We start from the raw sequence: 16,339 nt of genomic DNA on the forward strand, positions 1-16,339 counted from the left end.
GCGGCCCGCCTCGGCGGCCACCCGCCCGAGCCGGCGCAGTTCCTGGCGGCCGTCGCGGGGTGGGTCGCGCCGGGGCACGTGCAGGACGGCCTGTGGCGGGCCCAGCGCCTCACCGATCCGGCGGAGGCCGCGTACGAGCTGGGCACCGGCTCACGGTCCACCGCGCAGGACTCGGTGCCGTTCGCCGTCTGGGTCGCCGCCCGGCACCTCGGCGACTACCCGGCCGCGGTCACCGCCTGCGTGACCGCGGGCGGGGACGTGGACACCACCGCCGCGATGGCCGGGGGCATCGTCGCCGCGTACACCGGAGCGCAGGGCATCCCGGCGGCCTGGCTGGCCGCCCGCGAGGAGCTGCCCGACTGGGTGACCGCGTCGCGCGAAGCGTGAGCAAACCGACCTACTAGCATCGTGCTCGACCCCGCTTTCACACAAAGGAGAACCACCGTGTCCGCACCTTCTACCGCCGAGGCCCTGGTCGTCCCGGCCGGGACGACGGCGGCCGACGCGGTGGCCGCCGCCGGCCTGCCCGCGGCCGGCCCCAAGGCGATCGTGGTCGTGCGCGACCCGGCCGGCCGGCTGCGCGATCTTGATTGGGCAGCCGAGGTGGACACCGAGGTCACCCCGGTGCCGCTGGACTCCCCGGACGGGCTCAACGTGCTGCGCCACTCCACCGCGCACGTGCTGGCCCAGGCCGTGCAGGACATCTTCCCGGAGGCCACGCTCGGCATCGGTCCGCCGATCGAGAACGGCTTCTACTACGACTTCGACGTGGCCAAGCCGTTCGTGCCCGAGGACCTGGCCAAGGTCGAGAAGCGGATGCAGGAGATCGTCAAGTCCGGGCAAACCTTCCGGCGCCGCGAGTACGGCTCGCTGGACGAGGCCAAGGTGGAGCTGGCCGACGAGCCGTACAAGCTCGAGCTGGTGGACATCAAGGGCGAGGTGGACTCCGACGAGGTCATGGAGGTCGGCGGCGGCGAGCTGACCCACTACGACAACATCGACAAGGACGGCAAGCGCGTCTGGGGCGACCTGTGCCGCGGCCCGCACCTGCCGACGACCCGGCTGATCGGCGCCTTCAAGCTGATGCGCTCGGCCGCCGCGTACTGGCGGGGCAGCGAGAAGAACCCGCAGCTGCAGCGGGTCTACGGCACCGCGTGGCCGACCCGCGACGAGCTCAAGGCGTACCTGAAGCTGCTCGAGGAGGCCGCCCGCCGCGACCACCGCAAGCTGGGCGCCGACCTCGACCTGTTCTCCTTCCCCGACGAGCTGGGCTCGGGCCTGCCGGTCTTCCACCCCAAGGGCGGCATCATCCGCCGGGAGATGGAGAACTACTCCCGGCAGAAGCACGAAGAGGCCGGGTACGCGTTCGTCAACACCCCGCACATCACCAAGGGCCACCTGTTCGAGGTCTCGGGCCACCTCGACTGGTACGCCGACGGCATGTTCCCGCCCATGGAGATGGAGGGCGCGAACTATTACCTCAAGCCGATGAACTGCCCGTTCCACAACCTGATCTTCCGGTCCCGCGGCCGGTCCTATCGCGAGCTGCCGCTGCGGATGTTCGAGTTCGGCACGGTCTACCGCTACGAGAAGTCCGGCGTGATCCACGGGCTGACCCGGGTCCGCGGCATGACCCAGGACGACGCGCACATCTTCTGCGCCGAGGAGCAGATGGAGGCCGAGCTCACCTCGCTGCTGACCTTCGTGCTCCAGCTGCTCAAGGACTACGGCCTGGACGATTTCTACCTGGAGCTGTCCACCCGCAACCCGGAGAAGTCGGTCGGCACGGAAGAGAACTGGGAGAAGGCCACCGAGACCCTGCGCCGGGTGGCCACCGAGTCCGGCCTGGACCTGGTGCCGGACCCGGGCGGCGCGGCGTTCTACGGCCCGAAGATCAGCGTGCAGGCCAAGGACGCGATCGGCCGGACCTGGCAGATGTCGACCATCCAGCTCGACTTCAACCTGCCGGAGCGCTTCGAGCTGGAGTACTCGGCGGCCGACGGCACCCGCAAGCGGCCGATCATGATCCACCGGGCGCTGTTCGGCTCCATCGAGCGCTTCTTCGGCGTGCTGACCGAGCACTACGCGGGCGCGTTCCCGGCCTGGCTGGCGCCGGTGCAGGTGGTCGGCATCCCGATCCGCGACGACCACGCGGCCTACCTGGACGAGTTCGTGGCGAAGCTGCGGGCGCAGGGCATCCGGGCCGAGGTGGACGCCTCCGACGACCGGATGCAGAAGAAGATCCGCACCGCGCAGCAGCAGAAGATCCCGTTCATGGCGATCGCCGGCGACGACGACGTGAACGGCGGCACGGTGTCGTTCCGCTACCGCGACGGCTCCCAGCGCAACGGCATGCCGCTCGACGAGGCGGTCGCGCACGTCGCCGACATCGTGCGCAGCCGGGTCAACACCGGGCCGTCCGCGGCCTGAGACCCGCCCCGGGGTCCCGGGTCCCGCGTCAGCTCAGCGGCGGGATCCAGGACTCCGGGTCGGCGCAGTCGCCGATGACGAGGTTCTCGATCAGGGCGTCCAGCTCCTTGCGGGGCAGGTGCGACTCCACCGTGACGATGCAGTGCTCGGTCTCCACGGTGAGCCGGCCGTTGGGCTCGTACCACGCCGGCAGCTTGGCGATCTCCGTCTTGCCGGTCAGGGTCGCGCGCCGGCCGGGCCAGGACGCGTCCCGGGCGGCGGTCAGCAGGGCGACCGACAGGCCGCCCGGCGGTCCCGGGTAGACGGCCGCGCCCGAGGGCGCGCGGGAGCCGGTGCTGAACCCCACCGCCGCCGGGCGCCGGTCGATGCGGTGGTCGGGCGAGCGGACGTACGTCAGCCGGAGGCTCTCCGGCGGGGCGATGCCGAGGCGCAGCGGCAGCCGCAGGTCGCGGGGCGAGCCGAGGGTCACGGCCTGGGCCAGCCGGAGCAGGTCGGCCCGGGCGATCCGGCCGTCGGCGCGGGCGGAGTCGGCGTAGACCACGATCCACGTCCCCGACGGGTCCCGGCGGCCCACGGCCGGCGTGCGCCACGGCGCGGTCTCCCCGGCGGCGTGCCCGGCGAACGCGAAGTTCTCCAGGTAGCGGAACTCGTCGCCCTGCTCCACCGCGCCGAACTGGCTCTCGTCCAGCGTGCCCGGCGGGAAGGCGGTCACCTCGCCGCCGTACGTGCCGTCGGGCTTGCCGCCCAGCGCCAGGTTCTGCACGGTCAGCGTCTGCCGGTCGCCGTCGGTGATCGCGGCGGTCACCACGTAGCCCGACGAGGCGGCCACCTCGAGGGTCACCTGCCAGGGCCGGCGGCCGTCGGCGGTCGTGGCCGCGGGCGCCGCGGGCGCGTCGTCGTCCCGCATCCCCAGCACGCCGACGATCACCACCGTCACGCCGGTGACCAGGAGCGCCGCGATCAGGGCGGCCACCACTCCGCGCCGGTGCCGGATGTGCGTCCCACGCATGTCGTCCACCTCACCTCGGATCGCCGACACTCTATGACGGGTTTCGATGGGCGCGGTGCATCGGGCGGGGCCCGGCGTGGCTGGTTAGGGTGGGGGCGTGAGTGAGGCAGGGGAACCGGACGGTCTCGACCGGCTCTGGACGCCGCACCGGATGGCGTACATCTCCGGGGCGGACCGGCCGGACGGCTGCCCGTTCTGCGCGGCGCCGGGGCTGGACGAGGAGCGGAGCCTGGTGGTGGCCCGCGGCGAGCAGGTGTTCGCGGTGCTCAACCTCTACCCGTACAACCCGGGGCATCTGCTGGTGTGCCCGTACCGGCACGTCGCCGACTACACCGAGCTGACCGACGCGGAGACCGTCGAGCTGGCCGCGCTCACCCGGCGGGCGATGCGGGTGATCCGGCACGCCAGCAGCCCGCACGGCTTCAACCTCGGGATGAACCAGGGCGCCGTGGCCGGCGCCGGCATCGCGGAGCACCTGCACCAGCACGTGGTGCCGCGCTGGGGCGGCGACGGCAACTTCATGCCGGTGATCGGGCGGACCAAGGTGCTCCCGCAGGATCTGGGTGACACCCGGGCCCTACTGATCCGGGCCTGGGCCGAGGCCTAACGCCCGGATCCCGGCCGCCACCTGCTCGGCGGACGGCGCCCGGGCCGGGTCCGTCAGCCACTGGGTCAGCACGCCGGACATCAGCGCCATGGCCACCGAGCCGACCGTGCGTACCGTCGGCTCGTCGATCGTGTCCTCGTCGCGGCCGGTCAGCAGCGCGGCCAGGCCGCGCCGCCCCTGCTCCATGCCCTCGGCCAGCTGCGCCCTGAGGTCGGGGGCGTGCTCGCCGGCCAGCATCGCCTCGACGCTGGCCAGCCACAGCTCGCGGTGGCTGCGCATGCTGGCGATCACCCGCTGCCAGTAGCTCACCAGCGGGTCGGTGTGGCCGCCCTCGCCGGTCGCGGCCAGCGCCAGGCCCACCGCCTCGCCCCAGTCCTCGATCGCGCTGAGCATGGCCGCCTGCATCAGCGCCTGGGTCGAGCCGTAGTGGTAGCCGATCGAGCCCAGGTTGGTGCCCGAGGCCGCGACGATGTCGCGGGCGGTGGTCCGCGCGAAGCCCTTCTCGTACAGGCAGCGCTTGGCGCCGGCCAGCAAGTCCGCACGGTGTCCCATGGCCGCCATCCTAAGTTCTATACAAACGTCTAAGACGTTTGTATAGTAGCTCGCATGACCCCTCCCGAAGTCCTCATCTCCGGCGCCGGCCTCGCCGGCCCCGCCCTGGCCCACCAGCTGCACCGGTACGGCTTCCGCCCCACCGTCGTCGAGAAGGCGCCGGCCCTGCGCGACGGCGGCTACAAGGTCGACATCCGCGGCGCCGCCACCGAGGTGCTCAAGCGCATGGGGCTGTTCGCGGCCGCCCGGGCGGCGGACACCGGCATGCGGCACGTCACCTACGTCCGGCGCGACGGCCGGCCGATCGCCCGCCTCGATGCCAACCTGCTCATGGGCCGCCGCGGCGACGACCTCGAGGTCATGCGCACGGACCTGACCCGCATCCTGTACGACGCCACCGCCACCGACGTCGAGTACGTCTTCGGCGACGCGATCGCCACGATGACCGACGGCCCGCACGGCGTCGACGTGACCTTCGTCAGCGGCGCCACCCGCCGGTTCGACGTGGTGGTCGGCGCGGACGGCCTGCACTCGGCCACCCGGCGCCTGGCCATGGGCGACGTCGCGCTGCGCCACCTGGGCGCGCACATCGCCATCTTCGACGTGCCCGACGAGCTGGGCCTGGACCGCGAGGAGGTCTTCTACACCGAGCCCGGCCGGATGGTCTTCGCCTACAGCACCGGCCCCGACGCCCCGGCCAAGGTCGGCCTGGTCTTCGGCGACGCCGCGCCGTCCCTGGGCCGCGAGGTGCTGGCGGACCGGTTCGCCGGGCTGGGCTGGCAGGTGCCGCGCTTCCTCGAGCACCTGCGCGACGCCGACGACGTCTACTTCGACGCGCTCAGCCAGGTCGAGCTGCCCCGGTATTCCGCCGGGCGGGTGGTGCTGCTCGGCGACGCGGCGCACTGCCCGTCGCCGGCCGCCGGCCAGGGCACCAGCATGGCCCTGGTCGGGGCGTACCTGCTGGCGGGGGAGCTGGCCGCGGCGGTGGGCGACCACCGGGCCGCGTTCGACCGGTACGAGGCGAGGCTGCGCCCCTACGCGGAGCGCAACCTGGCCTTCGGCGTGAAGATGGCCGGCGACATGGTCCCCGGCGGCCGGCTGTCGCTGGCGGTGCGCAACTACGGCATGCGCACGCTGAAGTACCACCCGCTCAAGCGCCAGCTCATCGAGCGGATCACCCGGCCGCTGCACGAGGCGGCCAACGCCATCGAGCTGCCGTCCTACCCGATGGCGCCGGTCGCCTGAGCCCGGCCGCTACCGGTTGGCGTGCTCCTTGCGGATCGCCTCGGCCAGGTGGACGGGCATCGGCTCGTGCCGGGCGTAGGTGCGGGTGAAGGTGCCCGCGCCCGAGGTCAGCGCCCGCAGCTCGACCGCGTAGCGGACCAGCTCGGTGGCCGGCACCTCGGCCCGGACCAGGCTGTGGTCGCCGTCCTCCTCCGCCTCCGAGCCCATCGGGCGGCCCCGGCGGCCGGACAGGTCGCTCATGACCGCGCCGACGTAGGCCTCCGGCACCCGCACCACGATCTCGTCGACCGGCTCCAGCAGCGTCACCTGACCCTGCTCGGCGGCGGTCCGCAGGGCCAGCGCCCCGGCGGTCTGGAACGCGGCGTCGGAGGAGTCGACGCTGTGGGCCTTGCCGTCCACCAGCGTCACGCGCAGGTCGACCACGGGGTACCCGGCCACGATGCCCTTCTCCAGCTGGGCGCGTACCCCCTTCTCGACCGACGGGATGTAGTTGTGCGGCACCGCGCCGCCCACCACCTTGTCCACGAACTCGAAGCCGGCGCCGCGGGGCAGCGGCTCCACCTCGATCGTGCAGACCGCGTACTGGCCGTGCCCGCCGGACTGCTTGACGTGCCGGCCGTGACCCTGGGCCGGCGCGCCGAAGGTCTCCCGCAGGGACACCTTCACCGGTTCGGTATCCAGCTCCACGCCGCCGGCCCGCAGCCGCTCCAGCACCACGTCGGCGTGCGACTCGCCCATGCACCAGAGCACCAGCTGATGGGTGTCCTGGTTGCGCTCCAGCCGCAGGGTCGGGTCGCCGGCCACCAAACGGGCCAGGTTCTTGGCCAGGGCGTCCTCGTCGGAGCGGGTCTTGGCCACCACCGCGATCGGCAGCAGCGGCTCCGGCATCGTCCACGGCGCCATCAGCAGCGGCTGGTCCTTGACCGAGATGGTGTCGCCGGTCTCGGCGCTGCCGGACTTGGTGATCGCGCAGATGTCGCCGGCGATGCAGCTGGTCACCTCGCGCAGCTGCGCGCCGAGCGGGGAGTAGATGTGCGCGATCCGCTCGTCGGCGTCGTGATCGGGGTGCCCGCGCTCGGTCAGCCCGTGCCCGGAGACGTGCACGGTCAGCTCGGGGCGCAGCGTGCCGGAGAAGACCCGGACCAGCGACACCCGGCCCACGTGCCGGTCGATCGTCGTCTTGACCACCTCGGCCACCAGCGGGCCGTCCGGGTCGCAGGTCAGCGGCGGGCGGGGGCTGCCGTCCACCCCGGTGACCACGGGCAGGTCGTGCTCCAGGGGCGAGGGCGCGGCGTTGACCAGGCCGTCGAGCAGCGCGTCGAGGCCGACCCCGGTGGCGGCGCAGACCGGGATCACCGGGTAGAAGGTGCCCCGGGCCACGGCCTTCTCCAGGTCCGGCACGAGCGTGTCGGTGCTGATCAGCTCGCCGGCGACGTACCGGTCCATCAGGGTCTCGTCCTCGCTCTCGGCGATGATCCCCTCGATGAGCAGGTCGCGGTCGTCCTTGATGGGCGTGAGGTGCTCGGGCTCGGCCTCGCCGGCCCGCGGCGGATAACCGCCCGAGTAGTCCAGCACCTTGAGCGTCACCAGACCCAGCAGGCCGGCGATCGAACCGCCGTCGTCGCCGAGCATGGGCTGGTAGATCGGCATGACGTTCTCGCCGAACGCCTCCTGGCAGTCCTGCAGCGTGCGCTCGTAGTCCGCCCGCGGGTGGTCGAGCCGGGTGATCGTCACGGCGCGCGGCATGCCGATGGCGGCGCACTCCTCCCACAGGGCGACGGTCGCCTCGTCCACGCCGTCGACCGCCGAGACCACGAAGACGGCGGCGTCCGCGGCCCGCAGGCCGGCGCGCAGCTCGCCCACGAAGTCGGCGTACCCGGGGGTGTCGAGCAGGTTGATCTTCACTCCGTCGTGCACCAGCGGGGCGCACGAGAGGGCGACGGACCGCTGCTGGCGTACGGCGGCGGGGTCGTGGTCGGTCACCGTGGTGCCGTCGGCCACCGTGCCCGCCCGCGAGATCGTGCCGGTCGCCGCGAGCAGCGCCTCGACCAGCGTCGTCTTGCCCGCGCCGGAGTGGCCCACCAGCACCACGTTGCGTACTCTGCCGGGCTCGGTCACCACCGGTGCGGTGAGCCCCTTCTCCTGGACCTTCTGCGTCATGGTGACGCCCTCCTGTCGGCAGCCGCGGTCGGCGCCCATTCTTTCGGATCCCGACGGCTGCCTCGGGACCCGGGCGGGCAGTCCGGGGGTGTTTCCTGACTGGTACGTCCCCGCCCTTGGATCTGACACCCGCCGCCGTCGCCCTCGCAACCCTTTGTAGTCGCCAACCGGCCCCTTGTAGTCGGCAACCGGCCCTTTGTGACGATCCGGCGACGCGTGACGCGGGCCGTACCGGGTTCGGGCGGTCGCCGTTATGGTGGGACGGCCATGGCAAAGATCGTCAGCGTGCCCGCCCGCGCCCTCGTGTCGTACGTCCTCCATCCGACCGCCCGCCTCCTGCTCCGCCTCGGCGTCACCCCGAACGCGGTCACCGTCGCCGGGACCGTCGGCGTCCTCGTCGGCGCCCTGGGCTTCGGCGCCCGCGGCGAGCTCTTCTGGGGCACCGTGATCGTCACCGCGTCCGCGCTCACCGACGCGCTGGACGGGACGATGGCCCGCCTGCGCGGCCCGTCGGGCAAGTTCGGCGCCCTGCTGGACTCGTCGATGGACCGGATCGCCGACGCGGCGGTCTTCGGCGCGGTCGCCTACTACCTCGCCGGCCTCGGCAACCCGTACGGCGGCATGGTCGCCGCGCTCATCTCGCTGGCCTTCGGGCAGGTGGTCTCCTACGTCAAGGCCCGCGCCCAGAGCCTGGGCCTGGACGCCGACGTCGGCATCGCCGAGCGGCTGGAGCGGCTGCTCATCGTCGGCGTCGGCGGGCTGCTCGGCGCCGCCGGCCTGGAGTGGGGCCTGCCGGCCGCGCTCTGGGTGCTGTCGGTGCTGTCGGTGATCACGGTGTGCCAGCGGCTGATCCACGCCGCCAAGTCCGACGTCATCCCCCCGGCAGACCTTGTCCCCCCGGCCGGCCCGTCCTCGCCGGCCGGCCCGTCCTCGTCGGCTGGCCCGTCCTCGTCGGCTGGCCCGTCCTCGTCGGCTGGCCCGTCCTCGCCGGCCGGCCCGTCCTCGTCGGCTGGCCCGTCCTCGCCGGCCGGGCCGGGTGGCGTCGCGGACGGCCCGGCATGAGCTCGGCCCGCGACCGGCTGACCGAGCTGGGCTACGCCGCCGGGTGGCGGCTGGTCCGGACGCTGCCGCTGCCCGCCGCCCGGGCGCTGTTCAACCGCGGCGCCGACCGCGCGGCCCGCGCCGGCGGGCCGGGCACCCAGCGGCTGCGCCGCAACCTGCGCATGGTGGTCGGCCCGGAGCTGCCCGAGGCCGAGCTGGACGCGCTGGTCCGGGCCGGGCTGCGCTCGTACGCGCGGTACTGGATGGAGGCGTTCCGGCTGCCGTCGCAGAGCCGGGCCGACTTCCTGCGCGACTTCGACCTGGTCAACGCCGACGAGTTCCACCGCGTCCTGGGCGAGGGCCGGGGCGCGATCCTGGCGCTGCCGCACATGGCCAACTGGGACGCGGCCGCCGCCTGGCTCGTCTCACACGACTACAAGATGGTGACGGTCGCCGAGCGGCTCAAGCCCGAGGGGCTCTTCGAGCGCTTCGTGGCGTACCGCGAACAGCTCGGCATGGAGGTGCTGCCGCTCACCGGCGGCCGGCGCCCGCCGCTCGACGTGCTCGCCGAGAAGGCCACCCAGGGGTACGCGGTGGCCCTGCTGGCCGACCGGGACCTGTCCGCCCGGGGCATCGAGGTGCGGTTCTTCGGCGGCCGCACCCGGATGCCGGCCGGCCCGGCCATCCTGGCGCTGCGCACGGGCGCCCCGCTGTACGCGGCCGACCTGTGGTTCACGCCGACCGGCTCGCTCGGCCGGATCCGCCGCATCGAACTGCCGGCGCCGGACGAGGGCGCGCTCGACGTCCGCGTCAAGATCACCACTCAGCGGCTGGCCGACGCGTTCGAGCTGGGCATCGCCGCGCACCCGCAGGACTGGCACATGCTGCAGAAACTGTGGCTCGACCAGAGCGCCCGGGTCTGAGGGGCGGGGGCAGCGTGCGGATCGGGATCGTCTCGCCGTACTCGTTCGACGTGCCCGGCGGCGTGCAGAACCACATCGTCGACCTGGCCGAGGCGCTGATCGCCCTGGGCCACGAGGTCAGCGTGCTGGCCCCGGCGGACGAGGACGCGGAGCTGCCGCCGTACGTGGTGGCGGCCGGGCGGGCGATGCCGCTGCCGTACAACGGCTCGGTCGCCCGGATCGCGTTCGGCCCGGTCTCGACCGCCCGGGTCCGCCGCTGGCTGGCCCGCGGGGCGTTCGACGTGCTGCACGTGCACGAGCCGCTCACGCTGAGCCTGTCGCTGCTGGCGGTGCTCTCCGCGCGCGGGCCGGTGGTGGCCACGTTCCACACGGCGATGGTCCGCTCCCGGGCGCTGGCCGCCGCCCAGGGCTTCCTCCAGCCGGTGGTCGAGAAGATCACCGCCCGGATCGCCGTCAGCGAGCTGGCCCGCAAGGTGCAGGTCGAGCACATCGGCGGCGGCGCGGTGGAGATCCCGAACGGGGTGGCGGTGGCGAAGTTCGCCACGGCCGAACCCCTGCCGGGCTGGCCCGGCCAGGGCGGGGCGCTGGGCTTCCTGGGCCGCTTCACCGAGTCGCGCAAGGGCTTCGAGCTGCTGCGTACGGCGTTCGTCACGCTCGCGCGGGAGCGGCCCGGCCTGCGCCTGCTGGTGGCCGGCCCGGGCGACCGCGACGACCTGTACGCCGGCATCCCGGCCGAGCTGCACCCCCGGGTGGAGTTCCTGGGGCTGGTCAGCGAGCCGGACAAGGCCCGGATGCTGCGCAGCGTGGACGTCTACGTGGCCCCGAACACCGGCGGCGAGTCGTTCGGCATGATCCTCACCGAGGCGATGGCGGCCGGCGCCACCATCGCAGCCAGTGACCTCGACGCGTTCCGCCGGGTGCTCGACGGCGGCCGGGCCGGGGCGCTGTTCCCGACCGGCGACACCGCGGCATTGACGGGTCTGCTCGGCGAGCTGCTGGACGACCCGGGCCGCCGCCACGAGCTGGCCGCGGCCGCGCGCACGGCGGTGGAGGCCTATGACTGGCCGAGCGTAGCCAACCGTGTACTGGAGGTGTACGCCACGGCGATCGAGGCCACGGACGGTCGCGTATTTGACGAAGAGTGGGCCGAACCACGGTCCGGGTCGTAACTCTCCGACACAAATCGGCACTACGATGCCCCGCATGTGGTGGGTCATGGGTGTGCTCGCGGTGGCGGCTGTGCTGTCGGCGTACCTCGCCTGGACGGCCCACCGCGTCGAACGGGTGCACGTCCGCGCCGCCTCAGCCGGCCGGGCTTTGGACGCCCATCTGCTGCGCCGGGCGGCGGCCGCGGCGGTGGTGGCCGAGAACACCGACTTCGTCGAGCTGTACGCGGCGGCCCGCCTGGCCCTCGACGCCGAGCCCGACGAACGCGAGGCGGCGGAGAACGACCTGACCCGGCAGCTGCGGACGGTCCGGCTCACCGGCGCCGACCCGGCGTCGCGCACCCTGGTGGCGACGAGCCGGCGGGTGGTGCTGGCCCGGCAGGTGCACACCGACCTGGTCCGCGACGCGCTCACGGCCCGCCGCCGGCCGCTGGTCCGCCTGCTGCGGATGGCGCGGCACTACGAACGGCCCCGCTACTTCGAGATCGTTGAGCCGGACCTGCCGGAACCGTTGACGGTGACCCCGCGCCCGGCCCCGGAACCACCGGTCCCGGTCTCGACCTGAGGATTCCGGGGACCCGAACCGAACGGCAACCCGGGCGCCCCCGATCTGCGCTCCCTGGCTCCGGCGGTGTCCCGATGGGGTTGGCATGACGGACACGCAGATTGTTGAGCTGGGGCTGCAGGCCATGACGATCGCGGCGAAGATGTGTGCGCCGGTGTTGTTGACGGCGTTGCTGATCGGGTTCGCGATCTCGTTGTTCCAGTCGGTGACCCAGATCCAGGAGGCGACGTTGTCGTTCGTGCCCAAGGCGGTGGGGGTGGGTGCGGCGATTCTGTTCTCGGGGAACTGGATGTTGCATGAGATGGTGACGTTCACGACGCAGCTGTTCGAGAGGATCCCGACGCTGGTCGCGTGACCGCACAGCTGAACGAGGGCCGCCCGGGTGGGCGGCCCTTTTCGTGTGCCGTCCGGGTGGTGTTCGGTGGTTCCGGACGGCCGTTCCTGGGCGGAGGTTGCCGGCGGTGGTTCTTGGGCGGTGGTTGCCGGCGGTGGTTCTTGGGCGGTGGTTGCGAGCGGTGGTTCTTGGGCGGTGGTTGCTGGCGGTGGTTCTTCGCGGTGGTTCCGAGCGGTGGTTCTTGGGCGGTGGTTGCCGGCGGTGGTTCTTCGCGGTGGTTCCGGGCGGCCGTTCCTGGGCGGTGGTTGCCGGCGGTGGTTCTTTGAGCGGTGGTTCCTGAGCGGGTTCCAGGGCGGTGGTTCCAGGGCGGTGGTGGCGAGCGGCGGCGATGGGATCGGCGGGACGCCGTGGTGCGGACGCCGACAGCCGGCAACAACGTCACGCGGGCCCGCCCACCCCTCCCTCACATGTGAAATCTTGTGGCGCGGGGGCGGGGCTGTGGGTGCTGGCGCACCAAGATTCAGCGGGGAAGAAGACCTTGAGGAGCGTGAGCGGCACCAGGCGCGGCGGGGAAGGAACGCCAAGCCCTCCCGCCCGCCCTTCTGCCTGCCCTCGCGGGCGGATCTTGATGCGCAAGGGTGGGGCTTCGGGCGCCGGCGCCACAAGATTCAGCGACCAAGGAAGCTCGAGATCGTGGGCAACCCTGCGCATGACGGGGGAGGGGCGCCATGGGTTGTCCGCCCGCTCCCTCATGCGTGGATCTTGCGGCGTGAGAGCGGATTCAGGGGCGCCGGCGCCTCAAGATCCAGCAAGGAAGGGGACTTGGCGGGTGTGGGCAACTCCAGACGCGATGACGCGGACACCACATGGGCCGCGCGCCCGCGCCTCGCGTGCGGATCTTGTGGCGCAGAGGCGTGGTCGTGGTGACGGCGCTCCAAGGTTCAGTGAGGAAGGGACCTTGCAGGGGTGTGAGCAAGCCCGAGCACGGCAGGGAAGGGGCGGCACGCCCTGCCCCCTCGCTCTCAGCCCTCAGCCCTCAGCCCTCAGCCCTCAGCCCTCAGCCCTCACGCGCGGATCTTGTGGCGCGAGGGCGGATCCTTGGGCAGTAAGTCATCAAGATCCAGCCAACGAAGAGGTGCAGCAGGGCTCGGGCGAGCATGACGGGCAAGCTCTGTGCAGGCCGCAAAGCCGGGCATGCCGCGGAGCCGGCCTCCGCCGGGAGGCTGGCCACGGCCGGGAAGCTGGCCACGGCCGGTAACCCGTGAACGGTGCGAAAAGACGGCGCCGAAGGTGCGAAAATCCTCCAACCAGGGATGGGCGAAGGCCGCGCGGCCACCTCAGGACGGCACCTCACGAGCCAGTCCCCACCACCCACCGAATGCAACAAACAACCCACCCGGCCACCGGCGAAGCACCCCGCAACCAGGCACGACAGGCATGGGCCCCGCAAACCTGATCTTCACCCCTCGATCACAGAACGGAGGTCGAAGCAGGCCACCTAGGGGTCGATTGGCCATCGGTGGCACCCCCCGCCGCCGATAAAATCCTCCTCGAGATCACATCCCTAAGGAGTCTTCGCTGTGTCCAGCTCTGAGAGCCCCACTTCCGTCACCGGCACCGCTCGCGTGAAGCGGGGGATGGCCGAGATGCTCAAGGGCGGTGTGATCATGGACGTGGTCACGCCGGAGCAGGCCAAGATCGCCGAGGATGCCGGCGCCGTCGCGGTCATGGCGCTGGAGCGGGTGCCCGCGGACATCCGTGCCCAGGGCGGCGTCTCGCGGATGAGCGACCCCGACATGATCGACGGCATCATCGGCGCCGTCTCCATCCCGGTCATGGCCAAGGCCCGGATCGGGCACTTCGTCGAGGCGCAGGTGCTGCAGTCGCTCGGCGTCGACTACGTCGACGAGTCCGAGGTGCTGACCCCGGCCGACTACGCCAACCACATCGACAAGTGGGCCTTCACGGTGCCGTTCGTCTGCGGCGCCACCAACCTCGGCGAGGCGCTGCGGCGGATCACCGAGGGCGCCGCCATGATCCGTTCCAAGGGTGAGGCCGGCACCGGGGACGTCTCCAACGCCACCACCCACATGCGGACCATCCGCGGCGAGATCCGCCGGCTGACCTCGCTGGCCGAGGACGAGCTGTTCGTCGCGGCCAAGGAGCTGCAGGCGCCGTACGACCTGGTCAAGGAGGTCGCTTCGGCGGGCAAGCTGCCGGTGGTCATGTTCACCGCGGGCGGCATCGCCACCCCGGCCGACGCGGCCATGATGATGCAGCTCGGCGCCGAGGGCGTGTTCGTCGGCTCCGGCATCTTCAAGTCCGGCAACCCGGCGCAGCGGGCCGCCGCGATCGTCAAGGCCGTCACCTTCCACGACGACCCCGACGTGATCGCCAAGGTGTCGCGCGGCCTGGGCGAGGCCATGGTCGGCATCAACGTCGAGGAGATCCCGCAGCCGCACCGGCTCGCCGAGCGCGGTTGGTGAGGCCCAGACAAGATCAAATTCAGGTGTCGTGCCTGGTTGCATGGTGCTGACCGTCGCTCCCGCCGAGGCCGGGCGCAGGGCCCCGAGGAGCTGTCGCTCCAGAACAGGACCCTGCGCCCTTCCTTCTGCGTGAGTGGTGAGGAAGAACGAGGAGCAGATGAACATCGGAGTGCTCGCCCTCCAGGGCGACGTGCGGGAACACCTGTCCGCGCTCGCGGAGTGCGACGCCCTGGCCCGGCCCGTCCGCCGGCCCGAGGAGCTGGACGCCGTCGACGCCCTCGTGATCCCCGGCGGCGAGTCCACCACCATGAGCAACCTGGCCATCACGTTCGGGCTGCTCGAGCCGGTCCGCAAGCGCATCGCCGGCGGCATGCCCGTGTACGGGTCCTGCGCCGGCATGATCATGCTGGCCACGACCGTCCTCGACGGGCGGCCCGACCAGGAGTCCTTCGCCGGGATCGACATGACCGTGCGGCGCAACGCGTTCGGGCGGCAGGTGGACTCGTTCGAGGCCGACGTGGCCGTCGACGGCGTCGCCGGCGGCGATTTCCACGCCGTTTTCATCCGTGCGCCCTGGGTCGAGGAGGTCGGCCCGGAAGTCACGGTGCTGGGCCGCGTCACGTCCGGGCCCGCCGCCGGTAGGATTGTCGCCGTTCGGCAGGGGAACCTGCTCGCCACGGCTTTCCACCCGGAGCTCACCGGCGACCTCCGCGTCCACCGGTACTTCGTCGAGCTGGTCCGCCGGGCCGCAGACGACGCTCGATAAGCGGTAAACACGGAGGTTACGCATGTCCGGCCACTCCAAGTGGGCGACGACCAAGCACAAGAAGGCCGTCATCGACGCCAAGCGCGGCAAGATGTTCGCCAAGCTGATCAAGAACGTCGAGGTCGCGGCCCGCATCGGCGGTGGAGACCCGGCCGGCAACCCGACGCTCTACGACGCCATCCAGAAGGCCAAGAAGAGCTCGGTCCCCAACAACAACATCGACAACGCGGTCAAGCGCGGCTCCGGCCTGGAGGCCGGCGGCGCCGACTGGCAGACCATCATGTACGAGGGGTACGGCCCCAACGGCGTCGCGATGCTGATCGAGTGCCTGACCGACAACCGCAACCGCGCGGCGACCGAGGTCCGTACGGCGCTGACCCGCAACGGCGGCACCTTCGCCGACGCCGGCAGCGTGTCGTACCTGTTCAACCGCAAGGGCGTCATCATCGTCCCGAAGGCCGGGCTGTCCGAGGACGACCTGATGCTCGCGGTCCTGGACGCCGGCGCCGAGGAGATCAACGACCTGGGCGACTCGTTCGAGGTGGTCAGCGAGCCGACGGACCTGGTGGCGGTCCGCACGGCGCTGCAGGACGCCGGGATCGACTACGACTCCGCCGAGTCCTCGCTGGTGCCGACCATGACGGTGCCGGTGGACGAGGACGCCGCGCGCAAGGTGTTCAAGCTGATCGACGTCCTCGAGGACTGCGACGACGTGCAGAACATCTACGCGAACTTCGACGTCAGCGACGAGGTCATGGCGGCCATCGACGCCTGATCGTCCCGGAGCCGCCCGGTCGCGATCCCGTCGCGCCGGGCGGTTTCCGCTGTCCGGGCCCGGCCGGGGTCAGGTGGGGGCGGAGAACTGGGACAGGAACTGCACCATGCCGCCGACCAGCAGCACCATGCCGCCGACCAGCGCGCAGTAGCGCCGCCACAGGTAGCGCCGGTAGGCGTGCACCCAGGCGATCTCCGCGTCGGCGATCACCCCGGTGCCGGTCCGGATCGTCGACGGCAGCAGATCGGCCAGCCGCTGCGCGAACGACTCGTGCGGCGGA

15 protein-coding genes and 1 pseudogene are annotated in these 16,339 nt (G+C 72.1%); 12 read left to right on the forward strand and 4 right to left on the reverse strand.

The window, feature by feature from the left end; translation table 11 throughout:
- Together Ani05nite_RS08965 and thrS are read left to right on the forward strand one after the other, a co-directional pair.
- Nucleotides 1-387 (forward strand): ADP-ribosylglycohydrolase family protein (locus Ani05nite_RS08965; RefSeq protein WP_203766735.1); only part of this gene is annotated, 387 nt, incomplete at its 5' end.
- Nucleotides 388-444: 57 nt separating this feature from the next.
- Nucleotides 445-2,430 (forward strand): threonine--tRNA ligase, encoded by a 1,986-nt coding sequence (gene thrS / locus Ani05nite_RS08970; protein WP_203766737.1) that lies wholly within the window; start codon nucleotides 445-447, stop codon nucleotides 2,428-2,430.
- Nucleotides 2,431-2,458: 28 nt separating this feature from the next.
- Here the strand turns inward: thrS and Ani05nite_RS08975 are convergent, their stop codons facing one another.
- Nucleotides 2,459-3,439: a hypothetical protein gene (locus Ani05nite_RS08975; RefSeq protein WP_203766738.1), complete on the reverse strand. Its 981-nt coding sequence runs from the start codon at nucleotides 3,437-3,439 to the stop codon at nucleotides 2,459-2,461.
- Nucleotides 3,440-3,590: 151 nt separating this feature from the next.
- Between Ani05nite_RS08975 and Ani05nite_RS08980 the strand changes: the two genes are divergently transcribed.
- Nucleotides 3,591-4,046, forward strand: a complete 456-nt coding sequence (locus Ani05nite_RS08980; protein WP_203766754.1) for an HIT family protein — start codon at nucleotides 3,591-3,593, stop codon at nucleotides 4,044-4,046.
- Here the strand turns inward: Ani05nite_RS08980 and Ani05nite_RS08985 are convergent.
- Nucleotides 4,017-4,598, reverse strand: a complete 582-nt coding sequence (locus Ani05nite_RS08985) for a TetR/AcrR family transcriptional regulator (RefSeq protein WP_203766739.1) — start codon at nucleotides 4,596-4,598, stop codon at nucleotides 4,017-4,019. The genes Ani05nite_RS08980 and Ani05nite_RS08985 overlap by 30 nt on opposite strands.
- A gap of 54 nt (nucleotides 4,599-4,652) precedes the next feature.
- Here Ani05nite_RS08985 and Ani05nite_RS08990 point away from each other — a divergent pair, with 54 nt between their 5' ends.
- Nucleotides 4,653-5,843 (forward strand): FAD-dependent monooxygenase, encoded by a 1,191-nt coding sequence (locus Ani05nite_RS08990; RefSeq protein WP_203766740.1) that lies wholly within the window; start codon nucleotides 4,653-4,655, stop codon nucleotides 5,841-5,843.
- Nucleotides 5,844-5,852: 9 nt separating this feature from the next.
- Here the strand turns inward: Ani05nite_RS08990 and Ani05nite_RS08995 are convergent, their stop codons facing one another.
- Nucleotides 5,853-8,003 (reverse strand): elongation factor G-like protein EF-G2, encoded by a 2,151-nt coding sequence (locus Ani05nite_RS08995; protein ID WP_203766741.1) that lies wholly within the window; start codon nucleotides 8,001-8,003, stop codon nucleotides 5,853-5,855.
- Nucleotides 8,004-8,270: 267 nt separating this feature from the next.
- Here Ani05nite_RS08995 and pgsA point away from each other — a divergent pair.
- The 8 genes and pseudogenes from pgsA to Ani05nite_RS09035 all read left to right on the forward strand — a co-directional run.
- A pseudogene (gene pgsA, locus Ani05nite_RS09000) lies at nucleotides 8,271-8,858 on the forward strand (phosphatidylinositol phosphate synthase); the annotation flags it as partial.
- Between the two features lie 203 nt (nucleotides 8,859-9,061).
- The gene (locus tag Ani05nite_RS09005; RefSeq protein WP_203766743.1) at nucleotides 9,062-9,967 is read left to right on the forward strand and encodes a phosphatidylinositol mannoside acyltransferase; all 906 of its coding nucleotides are present in this window, start codon (nucleotides 9,062-9,064) and stop codon (nucleotides 9,965-9,967) included.
- 14 nt (nucleotides 9,968-9,981) lie between these two features.
- Nucleotides 9,982-11,136 (forward strand): glycosyltransferase family 4 protein, encoded by a 1,155-nt coding sequence (locus tag Ani05nite_RS09010; RefSeq protein ID WP_203766744.1) that lies wholly within the window; start codon nucleotides 9,982-9,984, stop codon nucleotides 11,134-11,136.
- A gap of 25 nt (nucleotides 11,137-11,161) precedes the next feature.
- On the forward strand, nucleotides 11,162-11,698 hold the full coding sequence (locus Ani05nite_RS09015; RefSeq protein WP_203766746.1) for a hypothetical protein: 537 nt from the start codon (nucleotides 11,162-11,164) through the stop codon (nucleotides 11,696-11,698).
- 85 nt (nucleotides 11,699-11,783) lie between these two features.
- Nucleotides 11,784-12,053 (forward strand): flagellar biosynthesis protein FliQ, encoded by a 270-nt coding sequence (gene fliQ, locus Ani05nite_RS09020; RefSeq protein ID WP_203766748.1) that lies wholly within the window; start codon nucleotides 11,784-11,786, stop codon nucleotides 12,051-12,053.
- 1,559 nt (nucleotides 12,054-13,612) lie between these two features.
- Complete coding sequence (pdxS, locus tag Ani05nite_RS09025; protein ID WP_203766750.1) at nucleotides 13,613-14,518, forward strand: pyridoxal 5'-phosphate synthase lyase subunit PdxS; 906 nt, start codon at nucleotides 13,613-13,615, stop codon at nucleotides 14,516-14,518.
- A gap of 157 nt (nucleotides 14,519-14,675) precedes the next feature.
- Complete coding sequence (gene pdxT / locus Ani05nite_RS09030) at nucleotides 14,676-15,284, forward strand: pyridoxal 5'-phosphate synthase glutaminase subunit PdxT (RefSeq protein ID WP_203766751.1); 609 nt, start codon at nucleotides 14,676-14,678, stop codon at nucleotides 15,282-15,284.
- Between the two features lie 22 nt (nucleotides 15,285-15,306).
- A complete protein-coding gene (locus Ani05nite_RS09035) occupies nucleotides 15,307-16,059 on the forward strand; it encodes a YebC/PmpR family DNA-binding transcriptional regulator (protein WP_203766752.1) in 753 nt (250 codons plus the stop codon).
- Nucleotides 16,060-16,128: 69 nt separating this feature from the next.
- Here the strand turns inward: Ani05nite_RS09035 and Ani05nite_RS09040 are convergent.
- Nucleotides 16,129-16,339: hypothetical protein (locus Ani05nite_RS09040; protein WP_203766753.1), on the reverse strand; the 211-nt coding region annotated here is incomplete at its 5' end.

It is taken from the genome of Actinoplanes nipponensis, from assembly GCF_016862275.1.
In the GTDB taxonomy this organism is placed as follows: domain Bacteria; phylum Actinomycetota; class Actinomycetes; order Mycobacteriales; family Micromonosporaceae; genus Actinoplanes; species Actinoplanes nipponensis.

Coding starts and splice junctions, on each gene's coding strand:
- Ani05nite_RS08975 (WP_203766738.1), bottom strand. CDS start 3,439: ATGCGTGGGACGCACATCCGGCACCGGCGCGGAGTGGTGGCCGCCCTG.
- Ani05nite_RS08980 (WP_203766754.1), top strand. CDS start 3,591: ATGGCGTACATCTCCGGGGCGGACCGGCCGGACGGCTGCCCGTTCTGC.
- Ani05nite_RS08985 (WP_203766739.1), bottom strand. CDS start 4,598: ATGGGACACCGTGCGGACTTGCTGGCCGGCGCCAAGCGCTGCCTGTAC.
- Ani05nite_RS08990 (WP_203766740.1), top strand. CDS start 4,653: ATGACCCCTCCCGAAGTCCTCATCTCCGGCGCCGGCCTCGCCGGCCCC.
- Ani05nite_RS08995 (WP_203766741.1), bottom strand. CDS start 8,003: ATGACGCAGAAGGTCCAGGAGAAGGGGCTCACCGCACCGGTGGTGACC.
- Ani05nite_RS09005 (WP_203766743.1), top strand. CDS start 9,062: ATGAGCTCGGCCCGCGACCGGCTGACCGAGCTGGGCTACGCCGCCGGG.
- Ani05nite_RS09015 (WP_203766746.1), top strand. CDS start 11,162: ATGCCCCGCATGTGGTGGGTCATGGGTGTGCTCGCGGTGGCGGCTGTG.
- fliQ (WP_203766748.1), top strand. CDS start 11,784: ATGACGGACACGCAGATTGTTGAGCTGGGGCTGCAGGCCATGACGATC.
- pdxT (WP_203766751.1), top strand. CDS start 14,676: ATGAACATCGGAGTGCTCGCCCTCCAGGGCGACGTGCGGGAACACCTG.
- Ani05nite_RS09035 (WP_203766752.1), top strand. CDS start 15,307: ATGTCCGGCCACTCCAAGTGGGCGACGACCAAGCACAAGAAGGCCGTC.